Raw genomic sequence first — 18239 nt, 5'->3', positions numbered from 1 at the left:
ATCCACTCCCCGCATCACTGACGGTAAAGCTGCCTGTTTACTTGCCACGCACGGCCCGCATCATGTCCCACATGGGCGTGAAGATACCGAGCGCCAGCACCAGCACCATGACAGCCACGATCCCGATCAGGATGGGCTCGATACGGGCGGTCAGGCTCTTGAGGTCATAGTCCACCTCCCGCTCGTAATACTCGGCCGCCTCGTGCAGCAGATCGTCGACCTGACCCGTCTCTTCCCCCACCGCGATCATCTGCATCACCAGGGGGGTAAACAGGCCGCTGCTGCCGGCGGTGCGCAGCAGGCTCTCACCCCGTTCGATACCGGCCCGCATGTCGCGGATCTGGCCCGCCATCCAGGCGTTGTCCACCGCATCGGCCACCAGAGTCAGCGCCGTATTGAGCGGCACCCCGGCCTTGAGCATCATGGAGAAGCTGCGGGCGAAGCGGGCCAGCAGGGAGCGCTCTATGATGGTGCCGACGATGGGCAGCCTGAGTTGCCATCTGTGCCAGGTCAGCTTGCCCTTGACCGTGCTCACCCAGCGGCGCCAGCCAAACACCATGGCCAGCAGTGTGCCAAGCAGCAGCCACCAGTAGTGGACGAAGAAGTGTGAGGTGGCGAGCAGGATCCGGGTCGCCAGCGGCAACTCAACGCCGAACTTGGCAAACATGCCGGCGAAGACCGGGATCACCATGATATTGAGGATCACCATGGCGATGCCGATGGCCGCCAGCACGAAACTGGGGTAGCGCATGGCGGTCTTGATCCGCTTGCGGGTCTCCAGCTCCAGATCGAAATAGTTGGCGAGCTGCAAGAAAGCCTCTTCCAGCTGACCCGTGTTCTCGCCCACGTGAATGATGGCGACGAACAGGCTGCCAAATACCTTGGGGTGGGCCTGCATCGAGCTCGACAGCGGCCGGCCGTTGCCCAGATCCTCCCCCAGCGCGTGCAGCGCTCGCTTGAGCGGCTTGCTGTGGGCGCTCTCCTCCAGCCCGGCGATGGCACGCAGGATCGGGATCCCCGCCCGGGTCAGGGCGTACATCTGGCGGCTGAACACCACCAGCTCGTCCAGCTTGACGCCCCCTTCCAGCAACAGCGACCAGTCGACGGCAGCGGATTTCGCCTTGCCCGGCTTGAGTTCGGTCGGCATCACGCCGCGGCGCATCAGCTGCTCGGCCGCCGCCATCTCGTTGGCGGCGTCCACCACGCCGCTGACGGCATTGCCCTGGCTGTCGCGCCCCTTGTAGGCAAAGGTACTCATGAGGAGTGCCCCTGATCGACAGCGTCATGGCAACCGGCACGGGGGTTGGCATTGAAGTGAGTCATGGCTTACCCCAGATCCTCGGCCAACCGCAGCACCTCGTCCACCGAGGTGATCCCCTGGCGGGCGTAGTCAAGGGCGGTCAAGGCAAGCGGCCGATAGTGTTCATGCTGGCGCGCCGCCTTGGCGAAGCCTTCGGCATCATTGCGGCGCAGGGCATCCATCATGGGTTGATCCAGCTCCAGCAGCTCGTAGACCCCGATCCGGCCAGAGTAACCGGTAAAGTTGCAGCTCTGGCAGCCACGCCCCTTGTGATAGGCATGCTGACCGGGCGCCTCGCCGGAGAGCACGGTCAGCCAGGTGGCCTGACCCTCGTCAGGCGCCCTCTCCTCGACGCAGTGCTCGCAGACCCGCCGTACCAGCCGCTGGGCCACCACGGCCCGCAGCGCGCTCGCCACCAGATAGCCGGGCGCCCCCATGTCGATGAGACGCAGGGCGCTGGTGACCGCATCGTTGGTGTGCAGTGTGGTCAACACCAGATGGCCTGTGATGGCGCCGCGCAGGCCTATCTCCACCGTCTCGTTGTCCCGCATTTCGCCCACCAGCAGTATGTCCGGATCCTGGCGCAGGGTGGAACGCAGCACATGGGAGAAGGTGAGGCCAATCTTGGGGTTCACCTGCACCTGATTGACCCTGGGCAGCCGGTATTCCACCGGATCTTCCACCGTGATGATCTTGTGGCTGGCCTGATTGAGCTCTGAGAGGGCGCCGTAAAGGGTGGTGGTCTTGCCGCTCCCGGTGGGGCCCGTCACCAAAATCATGCCGTGGGGGCGTTTGAGCTGACGGCGGAAACGGGTCAGGATCTCCGGCGGCATGCCGGTCTCGCTCAGCGACAGTATGCCGGAGGATTGATCCAGCAGCCGCATCACCACCGACTCGCCGTACTGCACCGGCATGGTGGACATACGCACATCCACGTCCCGGCCGCGCACCTTCATGTTGAAGCGGCCATCCTGGGGCAGCCGCTTCTCCGAGATGTCGAGCCCTGCCACCAGTTTCAGGCGCAGCACCAGCGCCTGGGCGATGCGCACCTCGCTGAGGATATTCTCGTGCAGTATGCCGTCGATCCGCTGGCGAATGCGCAGCACCTTCTCATCCGGCTCTATGTGAATATCGGAGGCCCCCACCTGCACCGCATCTTCGAACAGGGAGCGCAGCAGCTTGGCGACCGTCGCCTCCCCCTCGTCGTTGGCCCCGAGGTTGCTGGAACCCAGCTCGAAGCCGGTATCCTGGTACTCCTCGTGCAGCTGTTCGGCGAAGCTCTCTATTTCACGGGTACGGCGATAGAGGCGGTCGAAATACTCCAGCAGCTGGCCTTCCCGCGCCACCGCCAGCACCATCTCCCGCGGGCGCAGCAGCGCCGCGATGGCGTCGAGGGCGCTCAAGTCCGCCGGATCCGACATGGCCACGGTCACCCGGTTGTCGGTGAGGTTGACCGCCAGCGCGCGATAGCGACGCGCCTGCACCTCGGGCAACAGCGGCACCGCCGAGGCGTCTATGGTGAGGTTGTTGAGATCGAAGAAGGGCACGTCCAGCTGGCGGGCAAGAAACTGCAGCAGCTGTACCTCGCTGATGAAGCCGAGATCGATCAGTGTGGTGCCCAGCTTGCGGCCGGTCTGACGCTGCTGCTGCAGGGCGAGCTGCAGCTGATCATCCGAGATGATCTGCTCTTGCACCAGCAGGTCGCCGAGGCGCATTTTCAGTCTGGGTTGTGCCATGCAAACTCCAAAAAAGTGAACCAGCCCGCCCGTCAGGGGGCAAGCTGGGCAATTCGCTGTTCAATCCAGCTGGTCGAGGCCTCGCCGAGGTTGCCGTGCAACTGGGCGTTGCGATAGGCATCGAGCGCCCGCTGGCTGTGGCCCTGGCCATCTTCGGCCACGCCGAGCCCGAGCCACCAGCGGCCCTGATCCGGCTGCTGGCGCAGCAAGGTCACATAGATCTCGGCCGCCTCGGCATTGCGGCCCAGCTCCTGGGTCAGGCCGGCCCAGGTGGCGTAATAATCCAGATTGCTGGCCAGATCCGGCTGATAGCCGGTCAACCAGCCGAGCGCCTTGAGCTGATCGCCGCTGCTGATGGCGAGCCGCGCCAGCAGCAGCCGAAAATCCGCCTGTGCGGGATCGAGCTGGATCCCCTCTTCCAGCAGCTGGGTGGCCTCGCTCAGCCGCCCTTCGCCATAGAGCAGGCCCGCCAGTTGTTCGCGGGCGCCCTGATTGTGCGGGTCGTGGACCAGCACCTGATAGTAGTTGTCCTGGGCATCGCGCAGTTGCCCCCTGGCCATGGCGGTGGTGGCCTTGCGCTCGGCCAGGGTCGCCAGCTCGGCCTCGGAGAGGTTCACCGTCTCTATCTTCAGCACGCCCGGTTTGCGCGGCGGCGGGGCAACCGCCTCTTGCTCCGCTTCCAGCTCGGCATAGAGATCGGGCTGCAGCGACTCATCGCTCGGGGGCAGAGCGTCATAACCGGTCTCGCCCTGATCTTCCGCCGCCGGCTCGGGGTCGGGGTCGGCAGCAGCGTGGGGCTCGGACCTGGTGCCCGGGGTGGGCAAGGCCACCACCAGATCCACCGGCTCCTGCTCCTCCTCCGTCGGCGTGACCGGCACGGCGCGGGCAACCGCATCAGGCCCGGGTTCGCTGGCCGCCTGTGCCAGGCTCTGCGGTGCGACCCGCTGACTCTGCTGCCAGTAGATCCAGGTCCGCCAGCCGAGAATGCCGAGGGCCAGGCCGCAGATCAGGGTCAGCACCAGCATCCACCAGCCCTGCTGCCGCACGGGAGGCACATAGACGGCCCCCTCGCCCCCCTGCTGACGCTGTTCCAGATCCTTGAGCATCTGGTTGATCACGCTCATGACCAGACTCCATAGGCCAGCATAGGTATCCGCCAGCCCCATGCTGACGCACAACGCAGCTGGGGCGCTCTCATATCCCCGAGCATCTGGTTGATCTCGTTCATGATGGCCAGACTCCATAGGCCAGGGCACACCCCAGCAGTAGTAACAGTGGCCACCAGCGCCCCCGACCGGGGCGGCTGGCATCGTCGGTATCGCGAATGGCGAGGTGCACCAGACCGGCATCGATCTGGCGCTCACCCCGGCCATAGGCCAGCATCAGGCACTTCTGCGCCAATATGTTGATGAGTCGCGGTATGCCACGGGAGGCGCGCCACAGCAGGCGCATGGCGCGACCATCGAACAGCGGAGCCCCGCGATAACCCGAGACCTGCAATCTGTGCTCCAGATAGGCGCGGGTCTCGTCAAAGCGCAGCGGCCGCAGGCAGTAGGAGAAACCGATCCGCTGGCGCAACTGGCGCAGATGGAGTTTGGCCAGCCTGGTGTCCAGCTCGGGCTGGCCGAACAGCACTATCTGCAGCAGCTTGCTCGACTCGGTCTCCAGGTTGCCGAACAACCGGATCGCCTCCAGGGTCTCGTCCGGCAGGGCCTGCGCCTCGTCGATCAGCACCACCACCCGGCTGCCCTGCTGATGCAGGCCTATGAGGTGGCGATGAATGCGATCCGTCAGATCCAGCTCGTTGCCTTCGCGCACCGACAACCCCAGCTCCAGGGCCAGCGCGGTGCGCAGCTCGGCCGGGCTGAGGTGCGGGTTGGGCAGCCAGGCCAGACGCACAGGACAGGCCTCCGAGCCCAGCTCGCTCAGCAGCTTGCGACAGAGCAGCGTCTTGCCGGTACCGACCTCGCCGGTCACCTTGATAAAGCCCTCCCCCTGCATCAAGGCCCAATTTAGAACCTGCAGCGCCTCCTCATGGGGAGGCAATCCGTAGTAGAAACCCGTGTTGGGAGTGAGGCCGAACGGCGCCTCCTGCAAACCGAAGTGATTCAGGTACATGAGTCGTCACCGGCCTGGGGGCCTGTCGTGGCACCGAGCCACAGGCCGCATGGAACAAGGCCAACCGCGTGCTGTGTCATGGCTTAGCCCTTGGGCGGATACCACTTGTCGAGCAGATCGGAGGAGCGCTGCAATTCGTTCTGCCAGGTGTCCTTCTCCACCACGGTCGGTTTGAGCATGATCACCAGCTCCACCTTCTTGGTGCTCTCGCGGCGGTTGGTGAAGGCCTCGCCGACCCAGGGAATGTCCCCCAGCAGCGGCACCTTGCTGACGATCTCCTGCTTGTCGGTCTTCATCAGACCGCCGATGACTATGATGTCGCCGTTGTTGGCCTGCACCACAGTATCGGACTCGCGGATCGAGCTCTTGGCCAACGGCAGAGTCATCTTGCCTCCCGTGGTGCCCAAATCGATCGTCTTGTTTTGCTCTTCGGTGTCGATGACGGAGGGGTGGATATGCAGCAGCACCTTGCCCTCTTCGTCTATCTGCGGTGTCACGTCCAGCGCTATGCCGGAGAAGAAGGGAGTCAACTCTACATTGGGAGTCCGCTCTGATCCTGTTGTAGTAGAGGTGATGGTTGTCGTTGCATTGGTGACGAAGTACTCGTCCGTCCCCACCTTGATCACCGCCTTCTGGTTGTTGGTCGCCGTCACCCGCGGGCTGGAGAGGGTGTTTACATCCCCCTGGGTCTTGAGCAGGTTGACCGCCACGTTGAAGTTACCGTCAGTGATAGTGAAACCGGCACCACCACCAATCGCGTTAAAAATAGGATTCACAGCTCCAACCAAGCTCTCCCCAAGAGACCCACCACCATTCAACAGGTTGTACTCTGGCGTAGCACCTGGGGCTACCAGCTTCGGCTGAGCCACCTTGGGAATTCCTTTATTCCCATCCCAACTTGCTGTCAAACCGCTCCAATCTACCCCCTGCTCATAGCCTTCGCTAAGAGCCACCTCCATAATCCGCGCCTCCAGCACTACCTGGCGCTTGAGGTGGGTCTCGGACTGGCTGAGGAATTCGCGCACCGCTTTGAGCTCTTTTGGATAGGCGCGGATGGTGACCAGACCCGCCTGCGGGCTGGTGATGACGGCACGGCCATCGCCACTGCCGATCAGCATCTCCAGCGAGGTGCGCAGATCGGTCCAGTAGTCGCTGTTGGTGTCCGTTTCTATCTGGGTACCGTTCGATGTCGTCTGGGTACTGGAGTTGCTAGAAATACCTGTGCCATTCTGGTTAGAAGATATTTCAGCATTGCTGCTGGAGTTGATGCCGCCGTTGTTTGAATTGTTGTCGTTAGAGGTCACCCCGCCCGTGCTGACCGAGGTACGGGACAGGCCACGACGGGACATCATCAGGTAGTTGACCGGTATGGTTTCGGTGCGCAGCCCAGCCGGATAGACGTGGAACACATTGCCCTTGCGCTGCACGTCGAAGCCATACATGTCACCCACCACCGCCAGCACCTCGGGCAGGGTCACGTCCTTGAGCTCGACGGAGATCTGGCCGGCCACGCCGGGATGCACGGCAACGCTGTAGCGGGAACCCTTGAACAGGGAACCGAAGAACTCCACCGCATCCACATCGTGGGCGGCGATGCGCAGCCGCTGTTCCGGCATGCTGAGGGCCTGGGGCGGCCGGTTCATCTGCAGCAGTTCGCTCTGTACCGACTTGGGCACGGTCGCCAGTGCCCCGACCTTGTTCTGCTCGGTCATGGCGTGCTTCAGTGCGTCCTTGGCCTGCACGGGTTCGGGGTGCCGGTAGCTGGTACAGCCTGCCGCCAGCACGGCCACAGAGATCAGGCAGAGATGATTTTTTTTCATGTAATGAGTGCACCCTGACTTGCAATTAAACTCGACAAACCTTGCCCCACCCATCCCGGGCGGGGCGCGTTCAGATGCGGATCTTGCTGGCGAACAGGGTCAGCGACTGGCGCTTGCCCCCCTTCTCCAGCACCACGGCATCTGCACTGATGGACACCAGTCGATATCCCTCGACCTGCTGGCCCACCCGGTAACTTTTCCCGTTGAGCACCGCCAGTGCCGGGCCATTGCCCAGCATCACGCTCTGCAATGTTGGCAAACCTGCGCTCTGGCTGGCGGTGGCTCCCGCCTGACTGTTCATCCCGTCCAGCGGTTCCGTGGGATCCTGCAGCACCTCGGCTTGGGCTACCGGACCCAGCAGACAACACAATAGCGTCAGCCATCTAACCACGAATAAACTCCTTGCTGGTGCTCAGGGTGTAGATTTCCATCTCCACCACGGCCTTGGGATGCTCCTGCACCTGGTAGTCAAACTGCTTCCAGTAGAAGTGGCGGGGCAGCGCCTCCAGCGCCTTCAGGTACTGATAGACATCGAAGTAGCCGCCCTCCAGCTTGAGGCGAATACCGTGCTTGAACAGGTTGATGCGCTGATCCCCCGCCATCAGCGGCTGAGGGGCGAGGGAGGTCAGCGCCAACATGTGCAGATTGGCGGAGCGCGACAACAGGGCCTCCAGCACGGCCGGCATCTCGTGGGCCTGGATCAGATCCACCGTCTGGGCCTTGAGCTCGGCATCCAGCTTGCCGATATCCCCCTCGACCCGCACCAGCTGCTCGCGCACGTTCTGATCGGGATCCCGCGCCAGCCTGGCCTGCTTGCCCAGGTTCTCGAGATCCATGATCTCCAGATCCCGCTGGGCCGTGGTCAAGGCCACCCTGTCCTGCTCCAGCCGCAGGGCAGCGCCATCCAGCCAGCCATAGATGGCGCCGGCACAGACCAGCACCAGACCGGTCAACAGGATCAATACCCGCTCGCGCTGGCTGAGGGCGGCAATCTTGTCCGCCCATGCCTGCCATTGTGCTTTCAGGCTCATCAGGGCTTCTCCCGCTCGATACCACTGAGCTGGAAGGCCAACCGGCCCTCCTTGTCGCGGCTCAGGGTCAATTCACCAAACTGCTTGCCCGCCAGCGACGGGGTCTGCTTGAAACGGTTTACCCAGGCGGGCACATCCTGGCTGCGGCCGGCAAAGCCGGACAGATTGATGCGCCCCTCGGCGATCTCGATCCGCTGCAAGGAGAGCTGCCTGTCCCGAATGCGGGAGAGATCGGCCATCAGGCCGGCGTAGCCCTGGGATTTTTGCAACGCCAAACTGCCCAGCTGGCGCATCAGCCCCTGCTTGGCGGTCAGCTCCTCCTGCCGGGTGGCAAGCTGCTGTTGCAGCAGGGTATTTGCCTGGTGACGGGTCAACTCGGCATCCAGCCGCTGGGCCTCGCCCCGCTTGACCTCCAGCGCCGCGCGCACCTGCGCCAGCTCGCGGCCGACCCCTTGCTGCTGCCAGCCGTAGAAGGCGGCCATGCAGAGCAGCAATGCCACGCAGCCACCCCACACCAGCGCCATCTGGTTGAGGCTGGCCCACTGGCGTCTGGGGCGAAATTCGGCGCCATAGAGGTTGATCTGACGTTTCATCAGGCATCCTCCCCGAGGGCAGCGGCATAGGCCGAGAGATATTCGATGCCAGACAGTAATTCGGACTTGTTGGCCTTGGTAGCCGACATGGCAAGCACGCTCATTGCTCACCTCCCAGAGCTGCTGCATAGGCCGAGAGATATTCAACGCCAGAGAGGATCGCCTTGTTGGCCATGGCGGAGACGGCGAAGCCAAAGGTCTGCTCCATGTGGCGCACCAGGGTGCCGATGAAGGAGGAGGCGATGGCGAGCTGCATCTGACCCAGCTCCGGCAGCTTGAGCTGGCCGACCAGGTAATCGAGAGAGCGCTGGATCTCCAGCGCCAGGGAGTCGAGCAGCATGCTGTCCGGCTCATGCTCGCCGGTGAGGGCGGTGAAGCCGCGCAGCTGGCGGGAGAAGCAGAGGCCGCCCTGATGGAAGACCAGCAGTTGCAGATCCTGCCCCCTGGGTTGCCACAGCAGCATGCGCACCGTGTTATCGGCCTCATAGAGCGCCGTCATGGCCAGCTCGTCGCTGACGATGGCATCCAGGCTGGCAATGCTGTTGACCGCATCCGCCAGCTGTTGCACCCGCGCCTTGGGCACGCAGATCACGCTGATGCGTGGCCGGCCGGCCGGCGGCGTGGGCAAATCCACGTAGTCCATGGCGAGCTGCAACACGGGTTCATTGACGTAATCCTTGACCGCCCAGGGCAGGGCACCGGCCATTTCGGCCTCGGGCACGGCGGGCTTGTCGATCTGGACTTGCTGATAAAGGCTGGCGGCGAGGGCGACCCGCACCTTAGACTTGGCGAGGCCATGGCGGCTGAACAGCTCGCTCATGGCAAGCGCCCACTCCTGCGGGCCATTGATGGCGCGGGTAGCGAACACTGGCTGGGGCCCCAGCGAGGCCAGCATGATACGATCGCTGGCCAGCAGGATCCCTACCTGACGGCTCGGGGTCGAACGTCTGAAAAGTTGTTTCATTGAAACCCGCACCTGGCTGCATAAAACGGATTAAACCTTAGCATAAACAGGGTATTAGCCTCCAGATAAATGATGGATCACTCATTGCAACCCAACTCGACCCGCTCGCAGGTGTTTGCCCTGCAGCCGACCCGGCTTCCCTCGCCGCTCCAGGCCATCTCGCACCCTCTGCTGACAGCGCATGGCGTCACGCTCTGGTGCAAGCGGGATGACCTGATCCACCCGACCATCTCGGGCAACAAGTGGCGCAAGCTCAAGTACCAGCTGCAACACGCCCGGACGCAGGGCATAAAGCACCTGCTCTCCTTTGGTGGAGCCTACTCCAACCACATACATGCACTGGCGGCGGCAGGGTGCCAATCCGGCCTTAACACTACCGGCATCATACGCGGTGAGCCGGAGGCTGCCAGCAATTCCACCCTGAGCGCGGCAAAAGGCTGGGGCATGGATCTCATTTTTGTCGACCGCCAGAGTTACCGGCGGCGGCAGGATCCGGAGTGGCTGGCCCAGTTCGCGGCACCCGATACCCTGATAGTGCCGGAAGGGGGCAGCAGCCCGCTCGCCCTTCCCGGGGTGGCCGAGCTGGTCGACGAGGTGCCCTTCTCGCCGGATCTCTGGGTACTGCCCTGCGCCAGCGGCGGCACCCTGGCGGGCCTTATCGCCGGCAAGCGGGAGCAGGAGCGGATCCTCGCCATCGCGGTACTGAAAGGCGCAAGCTTCATCGCCGACGAGGTATGTCGCCTTCACCCGGCCGCGGCCACCACCCCCGGCTGGCAGGTAGCGCTGGATCACCATGATGGCGGCTATGCCAAATTCAGCCCGGCCCTCTGGCAGTGGGTGCAAGCCTTCAGTGCGCAGACAGGCCTGCCGCTGGAGCCCATCTACAGCGGCAAGGCCATGTGGGGCCTGTTTCGCGAACTGGCCGCCGGGCGCATCCCCCGCGGCAGCAAGATAGTCTTCATCCACACGGGTGGCATGCAGGGACTCGCGGGTTTGCAAGAACAGGGCCGGATCTGAAAGCGGCCCTGCGGTCACAGGATCAGGCGCCGGCCGGCTCCATCACCAGCCGCTCCGGCTCGGCGAACCAGGGCCCCTGCCCGGCATGGACGCCGAGGTGGCGCAGCATCTTCCACTCGTCGCCGCTCTCCACCCCCACGGCTATGACCCGGGTGCGGGTGTTGGCACAGCCCCCCACCAGGCTGCGCACCGCCATCTGGTTGACCTGACGGGTGTGGATCTCCCGCACCAGACTGGGGTGGAGCTTGAGGAAGTTGATCTCGAACTCCTTGATGTATTGAGTGCTCACCACATCCTGACCGGCATGATCGATGGCCAGCTGGCAACCCAGCATGCGCAGCGCCCGCAGCGGCCGCTTGAGTGCCTCGTAGTGGCGGGTCACCTGGGCCTCCGACAGTTGCAGGACCAGCCGCTCGTTGGTGCTGCGCGGCAGCTGGAACAGATCGAAGAAGAGCCAGCGCTGGAACTCGCGGTGCAGCAGGCTCTGGGCGCAGAGGGTCAGGCTGATGGGGCAACTCTGCTCTGAGCGCTGACGCAGCAGCCGCAGGGTCTGCTCCGCCACCAGCCGATCCAGCGGCAACAGCAGCCCCGCCTTCTCGGCCATCGGCATGAAGACACCGGCCTGCAACTCCCGCCCCTGCTCGTCGTGAATGCGGATCAACAAGTCCTGCTGCAGCACCACCTGATCCCGCTCCTGCTGCACCGGCTGGACGTAGAAGTCGATGCCGTGCTCCTCGATGCGACGGCCGATCAGGGTGCGCCAGCGTACCGTGCCCTTGCTGCTCTGCTCCTCATCCAGCTGCTTCTCGTAGAGGAACCAGCCGGTATGTCCCTGCAGCCGTGCGCTCTTGAGCGCCAGCTCGGCCTCTTCCTGCACCTTGAGCAGGGAATCCTGCGCCTGATAGCAGACAGCACCGAGGTAGACGGCTGTCTCGACGTTGACCGCCTCGGGCCAGTGCAGCCGCTGCAGGCTCTTGTGCAGCTGACCCGCACCGTCCACCATCTCGCTCTCGGACATGTTGGGCAGCAGCACGGCGAACACCTGGCCGGCATAGCGGGCCTGCAGGGCACCGTTGTGCTTGCGCACGAAGGCGGTGATGGAGGCGCTCGCCTCCATCAGCAGATCCTGGCTCTGGCGCCCGCTCAGCTCGGGATCCAGATCCTCCAGCCCGGCCAGCTCGATCAGCAGCACGCCGCCGCTCATCACGCTCGCCTCCATGATGGCGCTCTCCAGCCGGTTGTCGAAGAACAGGCGGTTGCCTATGCCGGTCATCTTGTCGACGAAGGCATTGCTGCGGATGAAGTTGTCGAAACGGCTGCGCTCCTTGCGGGCATCCGCCAGCTCGGCCAGCAGATAGTCGAGGGCCTGGCTGGCGGAGACGGGCCACTCATCAGCCGGATCGTGGGCCAGCTTGGTGAGCTTGTTGTCGAGGATCAGCTGGGCGCGCTCGGCCAGCAGCTCGGCGCCCCGCAGTTGCAGCCGCAGCCAGCGAATGGAGTACCAGAGTCCGAAGATGACGATGAAGACGCCGAGGGAGATGCCGGACATGGCCCGCATGGAGTATTCAAACTCCTTGAACGGCCGCTCCAGTTTGAAGTCGGCCTGCATGCCGGCCTGATGGGAGATGGGCTGGCTATAGGGGATCAGCAGGCTCTCGTCGGTCTGCTGCTGCACGTCGCGAAACCAGTAGACCCGCTGCTTGCCCTGACGGATCTCCAGCTCCACCACATGGGCCGAACGCAGCAGGGTCGGCAGCCAGCGGGTGAGATCCTGATGGTCGTCGGCCACCTCCAGCTGCTTGTCGATGATCTCGACCAGGGAGTTGACCTTCTTCTGCTGCAGCTCCATGCCCAGCTCGCGAAAGCTGAATACCCCGCCGAGCAGCACCATGGCCATGGCGGCGATCACGCACAGGGTAATAAACGAGACAAGCTGAGTGGTCAGTTTCATGTGCCTTTCCGTATGCCCGACAACATCCATGTGGCCTCATCGTATCAGCCAACGCCGAAGCGCGCCTATGGACGAAGATCCCGCTTCTGGAATTAAGCGGGCGAGCATAACCAAATGGGCACCTGAACACCAAGCCTGACGGCAAGCCGGCCATGAAAAATGGCCACAGGGGCAGGAAACGGGAGATGGGCAACGGGATCAGGGAATTTCAGACAGAAAAATGGTCCCACTAAGGGGACCAAAAGAAACACTCATATCAAAACTAACACTCTGTGCTACTGACAAAAAAACAGATACAGGAGTATTGAACACACGGTGAGTCAAACCGCACCGCTACTCTAGCCACTTCAGATAAGCTGGACAATTGTCATTTATGACAGGTCAGCGATTGAATCTTCAACAGCTCATTTTATAAAACCATTATTTATCAGCACATTATAAATTCGCGCCACAAGTGTGATCAGCCCCGCTCAAATCGATTCAGCTAATGCACTATGATGATGCCACCCATATGCATCCCATCCGCACACCAGGCAGGTGCACCATGCGACCCATCCCCCCCCTCTGGCTCAGCCTGTTGCTGTTCTGCCTGCCCCTGCTGGCCAGCCTGCCTCTCAGTCAGCTGCTCGGCGGCCCGTTGGCCCACCAGCTGTTGCAGGAGAAGAAGGAAGAGATCGAGACCGCGCTGGCGGAACGTCACCGTCTGCTGGACAACAACGTCCGTAGCCAGCTGACCCAGTTTCGGTTCGATTGCGGCGAGCAGGACATGGCGCTGCTGCGGGATCCCCGCTTCTACAACGGCCATATCCGCATTCAGGGGATCCTGCTCGCTAGCGGCGGTGGCTGTTCCAGTCTGGGGGTTGACCTGCCCTTCACCCCGATCGAGCTGCCCCCCTACGCCAACCAGGAGCCGTTCGGGATCGCCGCCACCCAGTCCCGCTTCCACACAGAGCAGGAGCTGGTCGCCTACTACCGCACCGGCGGCAACATCGTCTACTGGGTGCTGAGCAACAGCTGGAGCCATTCTCTGCTGCAATATCCTTGCACCGACTGTTTCTATCTGGAACTCGACCAGCAACCGGGGACATCGAGCCAGACCTTTCCCCGCGGCGACAGCAGCATCAAGCAGGAGGTCGGCAGCCAGAGCATAGGTCTGAGCTTCCGCGATCCCGATGAACAGATCAGGCAGACGCTATGGGCGGGCAAGGCGCTGGAGCGCTATGCCCGGCAACAGGCACGGCACCATGGGCTCTGGTATGGCGGAGCCTTGGGAGCCCTGCTGGTCGCCGCCTACTGGGGGCTGCGCAACTATCGTCGCTCTCTCAAGGGGTTGCTGCAAACCGGGCTGGCCAGGCGGGAGTTTGTCCCCTTCTATCAACCCATAGTGGATAACCGCAGCCAGCAGGTGGTTGGCTTCGAGGCGCTGCTGCGCTGGCAGCGGGGGCGCGAGCTGGTGCCGCCCGGCGCCTTCATCGACTACGCGGAGGAGCAGGGGCTGATCCTGCCGATGACGGAGCAACTGCTGGAGCGGATCATGACGGATCTTCCCCGGCTGGCGCCGGCGCAGTGGGTCAGCGTCAACATAGTGGCCACCCACCTGGAGCAACCCCATCTGCGCACCCTGTTGCAGCGGCACGGCTGGCCCTCACCGACCCGGCTCACCTTCGAGCTGACCGAGCGCAAGCCGATCACAGATATCAAGGCGGCGATCGGCGAGATCACGGCGCTGCAGCAGCTGGGCTATCACTTCAAGCTGGATGATTTCGGCACCGGCTATGGCGGCTTCGCCTACCTGCAGCGACTCGGCATCCGCCAGATCAAGATCGACAAGATGTTCGTCGACACCATAGGCACGGACGACCTCAAGCGGACGCTGCTGGACTCCATCATCGCCTTCGGTCACGAATCCGGCATGGAGATGATCGCCGAGGGGGTCGAAACCGGGGAACAGGTCGACTATCTGCGCCAGCACGGCGTGCATCTGATCCAGGGCTATGTGTACGCCAGGCCCATGGCCCTGGCCCGGCTGCAGATCTGGCTGTTGGCATGGCGACAAAACCATGCCGGAGAAGGCTGACACCGGTGAGAAAGGTCAACGCCGGTATTGCAGTATCTGACCGCGAAAGGGCTGGCTCAGATAGCTCACGTCCAGCGGCTTGTGCTGACTGTGCGCATAGCCCAGGCTCGTCATCAACTTGCTGAAGCGACCCTGCTGGCCACGCCCCGGATCCACCAGGATCACCTCGCAGTGCGACTTGGCGTGCTGCTCGATAAAACCGGCCAGGGTCTCGACCTGGCCGCGCTCGTAGAGCAGATCGCTGCCTATGATGAGATCGAAGCGGCCCAGCTCGGTGACGGCATCTTCCCAACCGGTACGGATGAAGGGGATGAGCGCCCCCTTGTTGAGCAGCACGTTGGCCGCCAGAAAGGCCCCCGCCTCCGGGTGATAATCGGTGGCCGTGATGTCCGCCAGCCTGTGGTTGAGCACCAGACTCGCCAGGGCTATGCCGCACCCCACCTCCAGGATCCGCAGATCCGCCACCTCGTGCTCCACCATCAGGTGGGCCAGCACATTGCCGGAGTCCCAGACGATGCCAAACAGCGGCCAGAACGCCGAGGAGATGCCGAGCGCTTCCGCCTCTCCCTCGTCATCGGAGAACTGCTGGTTGTCACGCAACGTGCGCAGGTGGATGTCGAGTTCGCCAAACTCTATGGTGTGATAACGCAGACGCACAACAGACATGGGAGTCCCTGGTCAGGATGCCGCCAGATCCACGGAAGCATGAATTCGACCGGCATGCCCCCATGCTACGCAGTAAGCGGGCAGATACCTATCTATATCCCGACCCGACGGGGCAGTTGCGGCAGATTACATCCTGCAACAAAATGATTTTCCCCTGGCGGTACAACTCCCTTTATCATTAGCAGGCCCGCCACACCCGTAGCGGCGCCGTTTTGCCTCCATACCCCGTCGGCCCCGGCCGCCCCGAGATGAGAACCATTGCCTATGAAGTCATTTATCCGGCAAGAGATTGCCCTGTCCATTGGCCTGCTGACCCTGCTGTTTTTCAAGACGCTGGGCAGCGACCTGCTGACAGAGGCCACTCCGCTTGCGATTTATCTTCCTGTCTCGGCGGCGCTGCTTGCCATCGTCACCTGGGCCATCTTCTCTGTGGTACGCCACTCGGATGCCCTCGCCATCAAGCTGGGTGAACCCTTCGGCACCCTTATCCTGACGCTCTCCGTCATCTCGCTGGAAGTGGTGATGATCTCCTCCGTCATGCTGACCGGCGACCCCAATCCCGTGATGGCCCGTGACACCATGTTCGCCGTGGTGATGCTGGTCACCAACGGCCTGGTGGGCTTCACCCTGCTGTTCGGCGGCTGGCGCTACCACACCCAGAGCTTCAATCTGGATGGGGTCAAATCCTACCTGGTCGCCATCATACCGCTGGCCCTGCTCTGTCTGGTGCTGCCCAACTTCACCCGGGGCGGCACCATTGGCAGCATGTCGAGCCCCATGTCCTGGATGCTGATCATCATCTCCATCCTGCTCTACGGTATCTTCCTGCTGATCCAGACCCGCAGCCACAGCCACTTCTTCGTCGACAGCGACCACGAGGATTACGAAGAGCACCACGGCCCGCTGCAGAGCAACCTCTACCACACCCTCTTGCTGCTCGCCTATCTGGTGGTGGTGATCCTGCTGGCCAAGACGCTGGCGATCCCCATCAACTACGGGGTCAAGGTGATGGCTGCGCCGCCTGCGCTGGGTGGCTTCATCGTGGCCTGTATCGTGCTCGCACCGGAAGCCGTGGGCGCCATCAAGGCTGCCTTCAACAACCAGTTGCAGCGCGCCATGAACCTCTACTTCGGCTCTGTGCTGGCCACCATAGCCCTGACAGTGCCCGCCGTGCTGTTTATCGGTGCCATGCTGGGCCAGGAGGTGCGCCTCGGCCTCTCCGCCGCCGACATGGTGCTGCTCGTCACCACCCTCATGGTCTGCAAGGTGACCTTCAGCAGCGGCCGCACCAATGTGCTGCACGGTGCTACCCACCTGGTGCTGTTCGTGGTCTACCTGTTCCTGATGTTCGAGCACGAATAACGGATCACGCTACCGCAGCAACGAAAAGACCGCCCCTGAGGGCGGTCTTTTGCTATGGAGCGAATGGGGCTTAGAGGCTGGGCAGCACACCTGCCGGGATCAGGTCGTTGTAGCTCGCCTGAGCCAGCAGCTCGGCAGCCGCTTCGATGTCCGGCGAGAAGTACCTGTCTTTGTCGTAGAAGCTGACCTTGCTGCGCAGCCGACCCTTGGCCAGCTCAAGCAGCTCAGTGGTGCGCAGCGGAGCACGGAAATCCAGCCCCTGCGCCGCCGCCAGCAGCTCGACCGCCAGTATGCCACGGGTGTTCTCCGCCATGTCCGCCAGTCGGCGCGCGGCGAAGGTAGCCATGGAGACGTGATCCTCCTGGTTGGCGGAGGTGGGCAGGCTGTCCACCGAGGCCGGGTGGGCCAGGCTCTTGTTCTCGGAGGCGAGCGCCGCCGAGGTGACCTGGGCGATCATGAAGCCGGAATTCACCCCACCGTTGTTGACCAGGAAGGCGGGCAGACCCGACATGCGCGAATCGATCAGCAGCGCCATGCGACGCTCGGACAGCGACCCGATTTCGGCGATGGCCAGTGCCAGGTTGTCGGCGGCGAAGGCCACCGGCTCGGCGTGGAAGTTGCCGCCGGAGAGGATCTCCTCATCCTCGGCAAACACCAGCGGGTTGTCGGAGACAGCATTGGCCTCGCATACCAGCACCTCGGCAGACTGACGGATCTGGGTCAGGCAGGCCCCCATCACCTGGGGCTGGCAGCGCAACGAGTAGGGATCCTGCACCTTCTCGCAATTGTGGTGAGACATGCCGATCTCGCTGCCATCCACCAGCAGCTGGCGGTAGCAAGCGGCGGCATCAATCTGGCCGAGCTGACCGCGCACCTCATGGATGCGGGCATCGAACGGACGACGACTGCCCAGCGCCGCCTCCACGCTCATGGCACCTATGGTGATGGCGCCGGCGAACAGATCCTCGGCGTGGAACAGGCCTTCCAGCGCAAACGCCGTGCTGGCCTGGGTGCCGTTGAGCAGGGCCAGTCCCTCCTTCGGTGCCAGAGAGATGGGCTCGAGACCCGCGATCTTCAGCGCCGTGGCAGCGTCCATCAGCTCGCCCTTGTGGCGCGCCTTGCCTTCACCAATCAATAAACAGCTCATATGGGCCAGCGGCGCCAGATCGCCGGAGGCACCGACGGAGCCCTTCTTCGGCACCACAGGATAGACTTCGGCATTGATCAGGGTCATCAGCGCCTCAAGCACAGTCAAGCGGATGCCGGAGAAGCCCCGCGCCAGCGAGTTGACCTTGAGCACCATCATCAGCCGCACAGTGGCGTCATCCATGTAGGTGCCGATGCCGGCCGCGTGGGAGAGCACTATGGAACGCTGCAATTCGTCCAGCTGCTCCACCGGGATGCGGGTGTTGGCCAGCAGGCCAAAGCCGGTGTTGATGCCGTACACCACGCGATTCTGCTCGATCACCTTGGTGACCACGGCAGCGGAGGCGTGGATCCCCGGCAGCGCGGCCGGATCCAGGCTGATATGCACCGGCTCGCGGCTGACGCGGCGCAGGGTATTGAGGCAGAGCTTGCCCGGTAACAGATTGAGTTCAAACATC

15 protein-coding genes are annotated in these 18239 nt (G+C 63.2%); 3 read left to right on the top strand and 12 right to left on the bottom strand.

What is annotated here, in order from left to right; all coding sequences use genetic code 11:
• Nucleotides 1-37: 37 nt before the first annotated feature.
• From mshG to AACQ95_RS00250, 9 genes are all read right to left on the bottom strand, one after another.
• Nucleotides 38-1258 (bottom strand): MSHA fimbrial biogenesis protein MshG, encoded by a 1221-nt coding sequence (gene mshG, locus AACQ95_RS00290; protein WP_241280122.1) that lies wholly within the window; start codon nt 1256-1258, stop codon nt 38-40.
• A 68-nt stretch (nt 1259-1326) separates the two neighbouring features.
• The gene (gene mshE / locus AACQ95_RS00285) at nt 1327-3036 is read right to left on the bottom strand and encodes an MSHA fimbrial ATPase MshE (RefSeq protein ID WP_043139715.1); all 1710 of its coding nucleotides are present in this window, start codon (nt 3034-3036) and stop codon (nt 1327-1329) included.
• 32 nt (nt 3037-3068) lie between these two features.
• On the bottom strand, nt 3069-4160 hold the full coding sequence (locus AACQ95_RS00280; protein WP_241280120.1) for a tetratricopeptide repeat protein: 1092 nt from the start codon (nt 4158-4160) through the stop codon (nt 3069-3071).
• Between the two features lie 100 nt (nt 4161-4260).
• Nucleotides 4261-5154 (bottom strand): ExeA family protein, encoded by an 894-nt coding sequence (locus AACQ95_RS00275; RefSeq protein ID WP_241280118.1) that lies wholly within the window; start codon nt 5152-5154, stop codon nt 4261-4263.
• Nucleotides 5155-5237: 83 nt separating this feature from the next.
• On the bottom strand, nt 5238-6974 hold the full coding sequence (gene mshL / locus AACQ95_RS00270) for a pilus (MSHA type) biogenesis protein MshL (protein ID WP_241280116.1): 1737 nt from the start codon (nt 6972-6974) through the stop codon (nt 5238-5240).
• Nucleotides 6975-7044: 70 nt separating this feature from the next.
• Nucleotides 7045-7365, bottom strand: coding sequence for a SctD/MshK family protein (locus AACQ95_RS00265; RefSeq protein ID WP_241280114.1), 321 nt, complete (start codon nt 7363-7365; stop codon nt 7045-7047).
• Entirely contained in the window at nt 7358-8005 is a 648-nt protein-coding gene (locus tag AACQ95_RS00260) for a type II secretion system protein M (protein ID WP_241280112.1), read from the bottom strand. The genes AACQ95_RS00265 and AACQ95_RS00260 overlap by 8 nt, the downstream gene beginning before the upstream one ends.
• Nucleotides 8005-8598 (bottom strand): PilN domain-containing protein, encoded by a 594-nt coding sequence (locus tag AACQ95_RS00255; RefSeq protein WP_043139728.1) that lies wholly within the window; start codon nt 8596-8598, stop codon nt 8005-8007. Before AACQ95_RS00255 ends, AACQ95_RS00260 begins: the two co-directional genes overlap by 1 nt.
• A gap of 100 nt (nt 8599-8698) precedes the next feature.
• Entirely contained in the window at nt 8699-9562 is an 864-nt protein-coding gene (locus AACQ95_RS00250; protein ID WP_241280110.1) for an MSHA biogenesis protein MshI, read from the bottom strand.
• 69 nt (nt 9563-9631) lie between these two features.
• On the opposite strand from AACQ95_RS00250, the gene AACQ95_RS00245 reads away from it, so the two are divergent.
• A complete protein-coding gene (locus AACQ95_RS00245) occupies nt 9632-10579 on the top strand; it encodes a 1-aminocyclopropane-1-carboxylate deaminase/D-cysteine desulfhydrase (protein WP_445290523.1) in 948 nt (315 codons plus the stop codon).
• 22 nt (nt 10580-10601) lie between these two features.
• On the opposite strand, the gene AACQ95_RS00240 is transcribed toward AACQ95_RS00245, so the two are convergent.
• Entirely contained in the window at nt 10602-12530 is a 1929-nt protein-coding gene (locus tag AACQ95_RS00240) for an EAL domain-containing protein (RefSeq protein ID WP_172955223.1), read from the bottom strand.
• 544 nt (nt 12531-13074) lie between these two features.
• Here AACQ95_RS00240 and AACQ95_RS00235 point away from each other — a divergent pair.
• Nucleotides 13075-14607 (top strand): EAL domain-containing protein, encoded by a 1533-nt coding sequence (locus AACQ95_RS00235; protein WP_241280105.1) that lies wholly within the window; start codon nt 13075-13077, stop codon nt 14605-14607.
• Nucleotides 14608-14622: 15 nt separating this feature from the next.
• Here the strand turns inward: AACQ95_RS00235 and AACQ95_RS00230 are convergent, their stop codons facing one another.
• On the bottom strand, nt 14623-15273 hold the full coding sequence (locus tag AACQ95_RS00230) for a class I SAM-dependent methyltransferase (protein WP_098980988.1): 651 nt from the start codon (nt 15271-15273) through the stop codon (nt 14623-14625).
• Nucleotides 15274-15537: 264 nt separating this feature from the next.
• Here AACQ95_RS00230 and AACQ95_RS00225 point away from each other — a divergent pair, with 264 nt between their 5' ends.
• Nucleotides 15538-16635 (top strand): calcium:proton antiporter, encoded by a 1098-nt coding sequence (locus AACQ95_RS00225; protein ID WP_043139740.1) that lies wholly within the window; start codon nt 15538-15540, stop codon nt 16633-16635.
• Between the two features lie 70 nt (nt 16636-16705).
• On the opposite strand, the gene hutH is transcribed toward AACQ95_RS00225, so the two are convergent.
• The gene (gene hutH, locus AACQ95_RS00220; RefSeq protein WP_098980989.1) at nt 16706-18238 is read right to left on the bottom strand and encodes a histidine ammonia-lyase; all 1533 of its coding nucleotides are present in this window, start codon (nt 18236-18238) and stop codon (nt 16706-16708) included.
• Between the last annotated feature and the right edge of the window lies 1 nt (nt 18239).

Origin of the sequence: Aeromonas sp. MR19, assembly GCF_963899305.1 — a bacterium.
GTDB classification, from domain to species: Bacteria; Pseudomonadota; Gammaproteobacteria; order Enterobacterales; family Aeromonadaceae; genus Aeromonas; species Aeromonas bestiarum.
The sequence above is the reverse complement of the archived record's forward strand: the minus strand, read 5'-3'. Positions and strand labels throughout refer to the sequence as shown.

Excerpts from the sequence above, each read along its gene's own strand:
- mshG (WP_241280122.1), bottom strand. The coding sequence starts at position 1,258 with ATGAGTACCTTTGCCTACAAGGGGCGCGACAGCCAGGGCAATGCCGTC.
- mshE (WP_043139715.1), bottom strand. The coding sequence starts at position 3,036 with ATGGCACAACCCAGACTGAAAATGCGCCTCGGCGACCTGCTGGTGCAA.
- AACQ95_RS00280 (WP_241280120.1), bottom strand. The coding sequence starts at position 4,160 with ATGAGCGTGATCAACCAGATGCTCAAGGATCTGGAACAGCGTCAGCAG.
- AACQ95_RS00275 (WP_241280118.1), bottom strand. The coding sequence starts at position 5,154 with ATGTACCTGAATCACTTCGGTTTGCAGGAGGCGCCGTTCGGCCTCACT.
- mshL (WP_241280116.1), bottom strand. The coding sequence starts at position 6,974 with ATGAAAAAAAATCATCTCTGCCTGATCTCTGTGGCCGTGCTGGCGGCA.
- AACQ95_RS00260 (WP_241280112.1), bottom strand. The coding sequence starts at position 8,005 with ATGAGCCTGAAAGCACAATGGCAGGCATGGGCGGACAAGATTGCCGCC.
- AACQ95_RS00255 (WP_043139728.1), bottom strand. The coding sequence starts at position 8,598 with ATGAAACGTCAGATCAACCTCTATGGCGCCGAATTTCGCCCCAGACGC.
- AACQ95_RS00250 (WP_241280110.1), bottom strand. The coding sequence starts at position 9,562 with ATGAAACAACTTTTCAGACGTTCGACCCCGAGCCGTCAGGTAGGGATC.
- AACQ95_RS00245 (WP_445290523.1), top strand. The coding sequence starts at position 9,632 with ATGATGGATCACTCATTGCAACCCAACTCGACCCGCTCGCAGGTGTTT.
- AACQ95_RS00240 (WP_172955223.1), bottom strand. The coding sequence starts at position 12,530 with ATGAAACTGACCACTCAGCTTGTCTCGTTTATTACCCTGTGCGTGATC.
- AACQ95_RS00235 (WP_241280105.1), top strand. The coding sequence starts at position 13,075 with ATGCGACCCATCCCCCCCCTCTGGCTCAGCCTGTTGCTGTTCTGCCTG.
- AACQ95_RS00230 (WP_098980988.1), bottom strand. The coding sequence starts at position 15,273 with ATGTCTGTTGTGCGTCTGCGTTATCACACCATAGAGTTTGGCGAACTC.
- AACQ95_RS00225 (WP_043139740.1), top strand. The coding sequence starts at position 15,538 with ATGAAGTCATTTATCCGGCAAGAGATTGCCCTGTCCATTGGCCTGCTG.
- hutH (WP_098980989.1), bottom strand. The coding sequence starts at position 18,238 with ATGTTTGAACTCAATCTGTTACCGGGCAAGCTCTGCCTCAATACCCTG.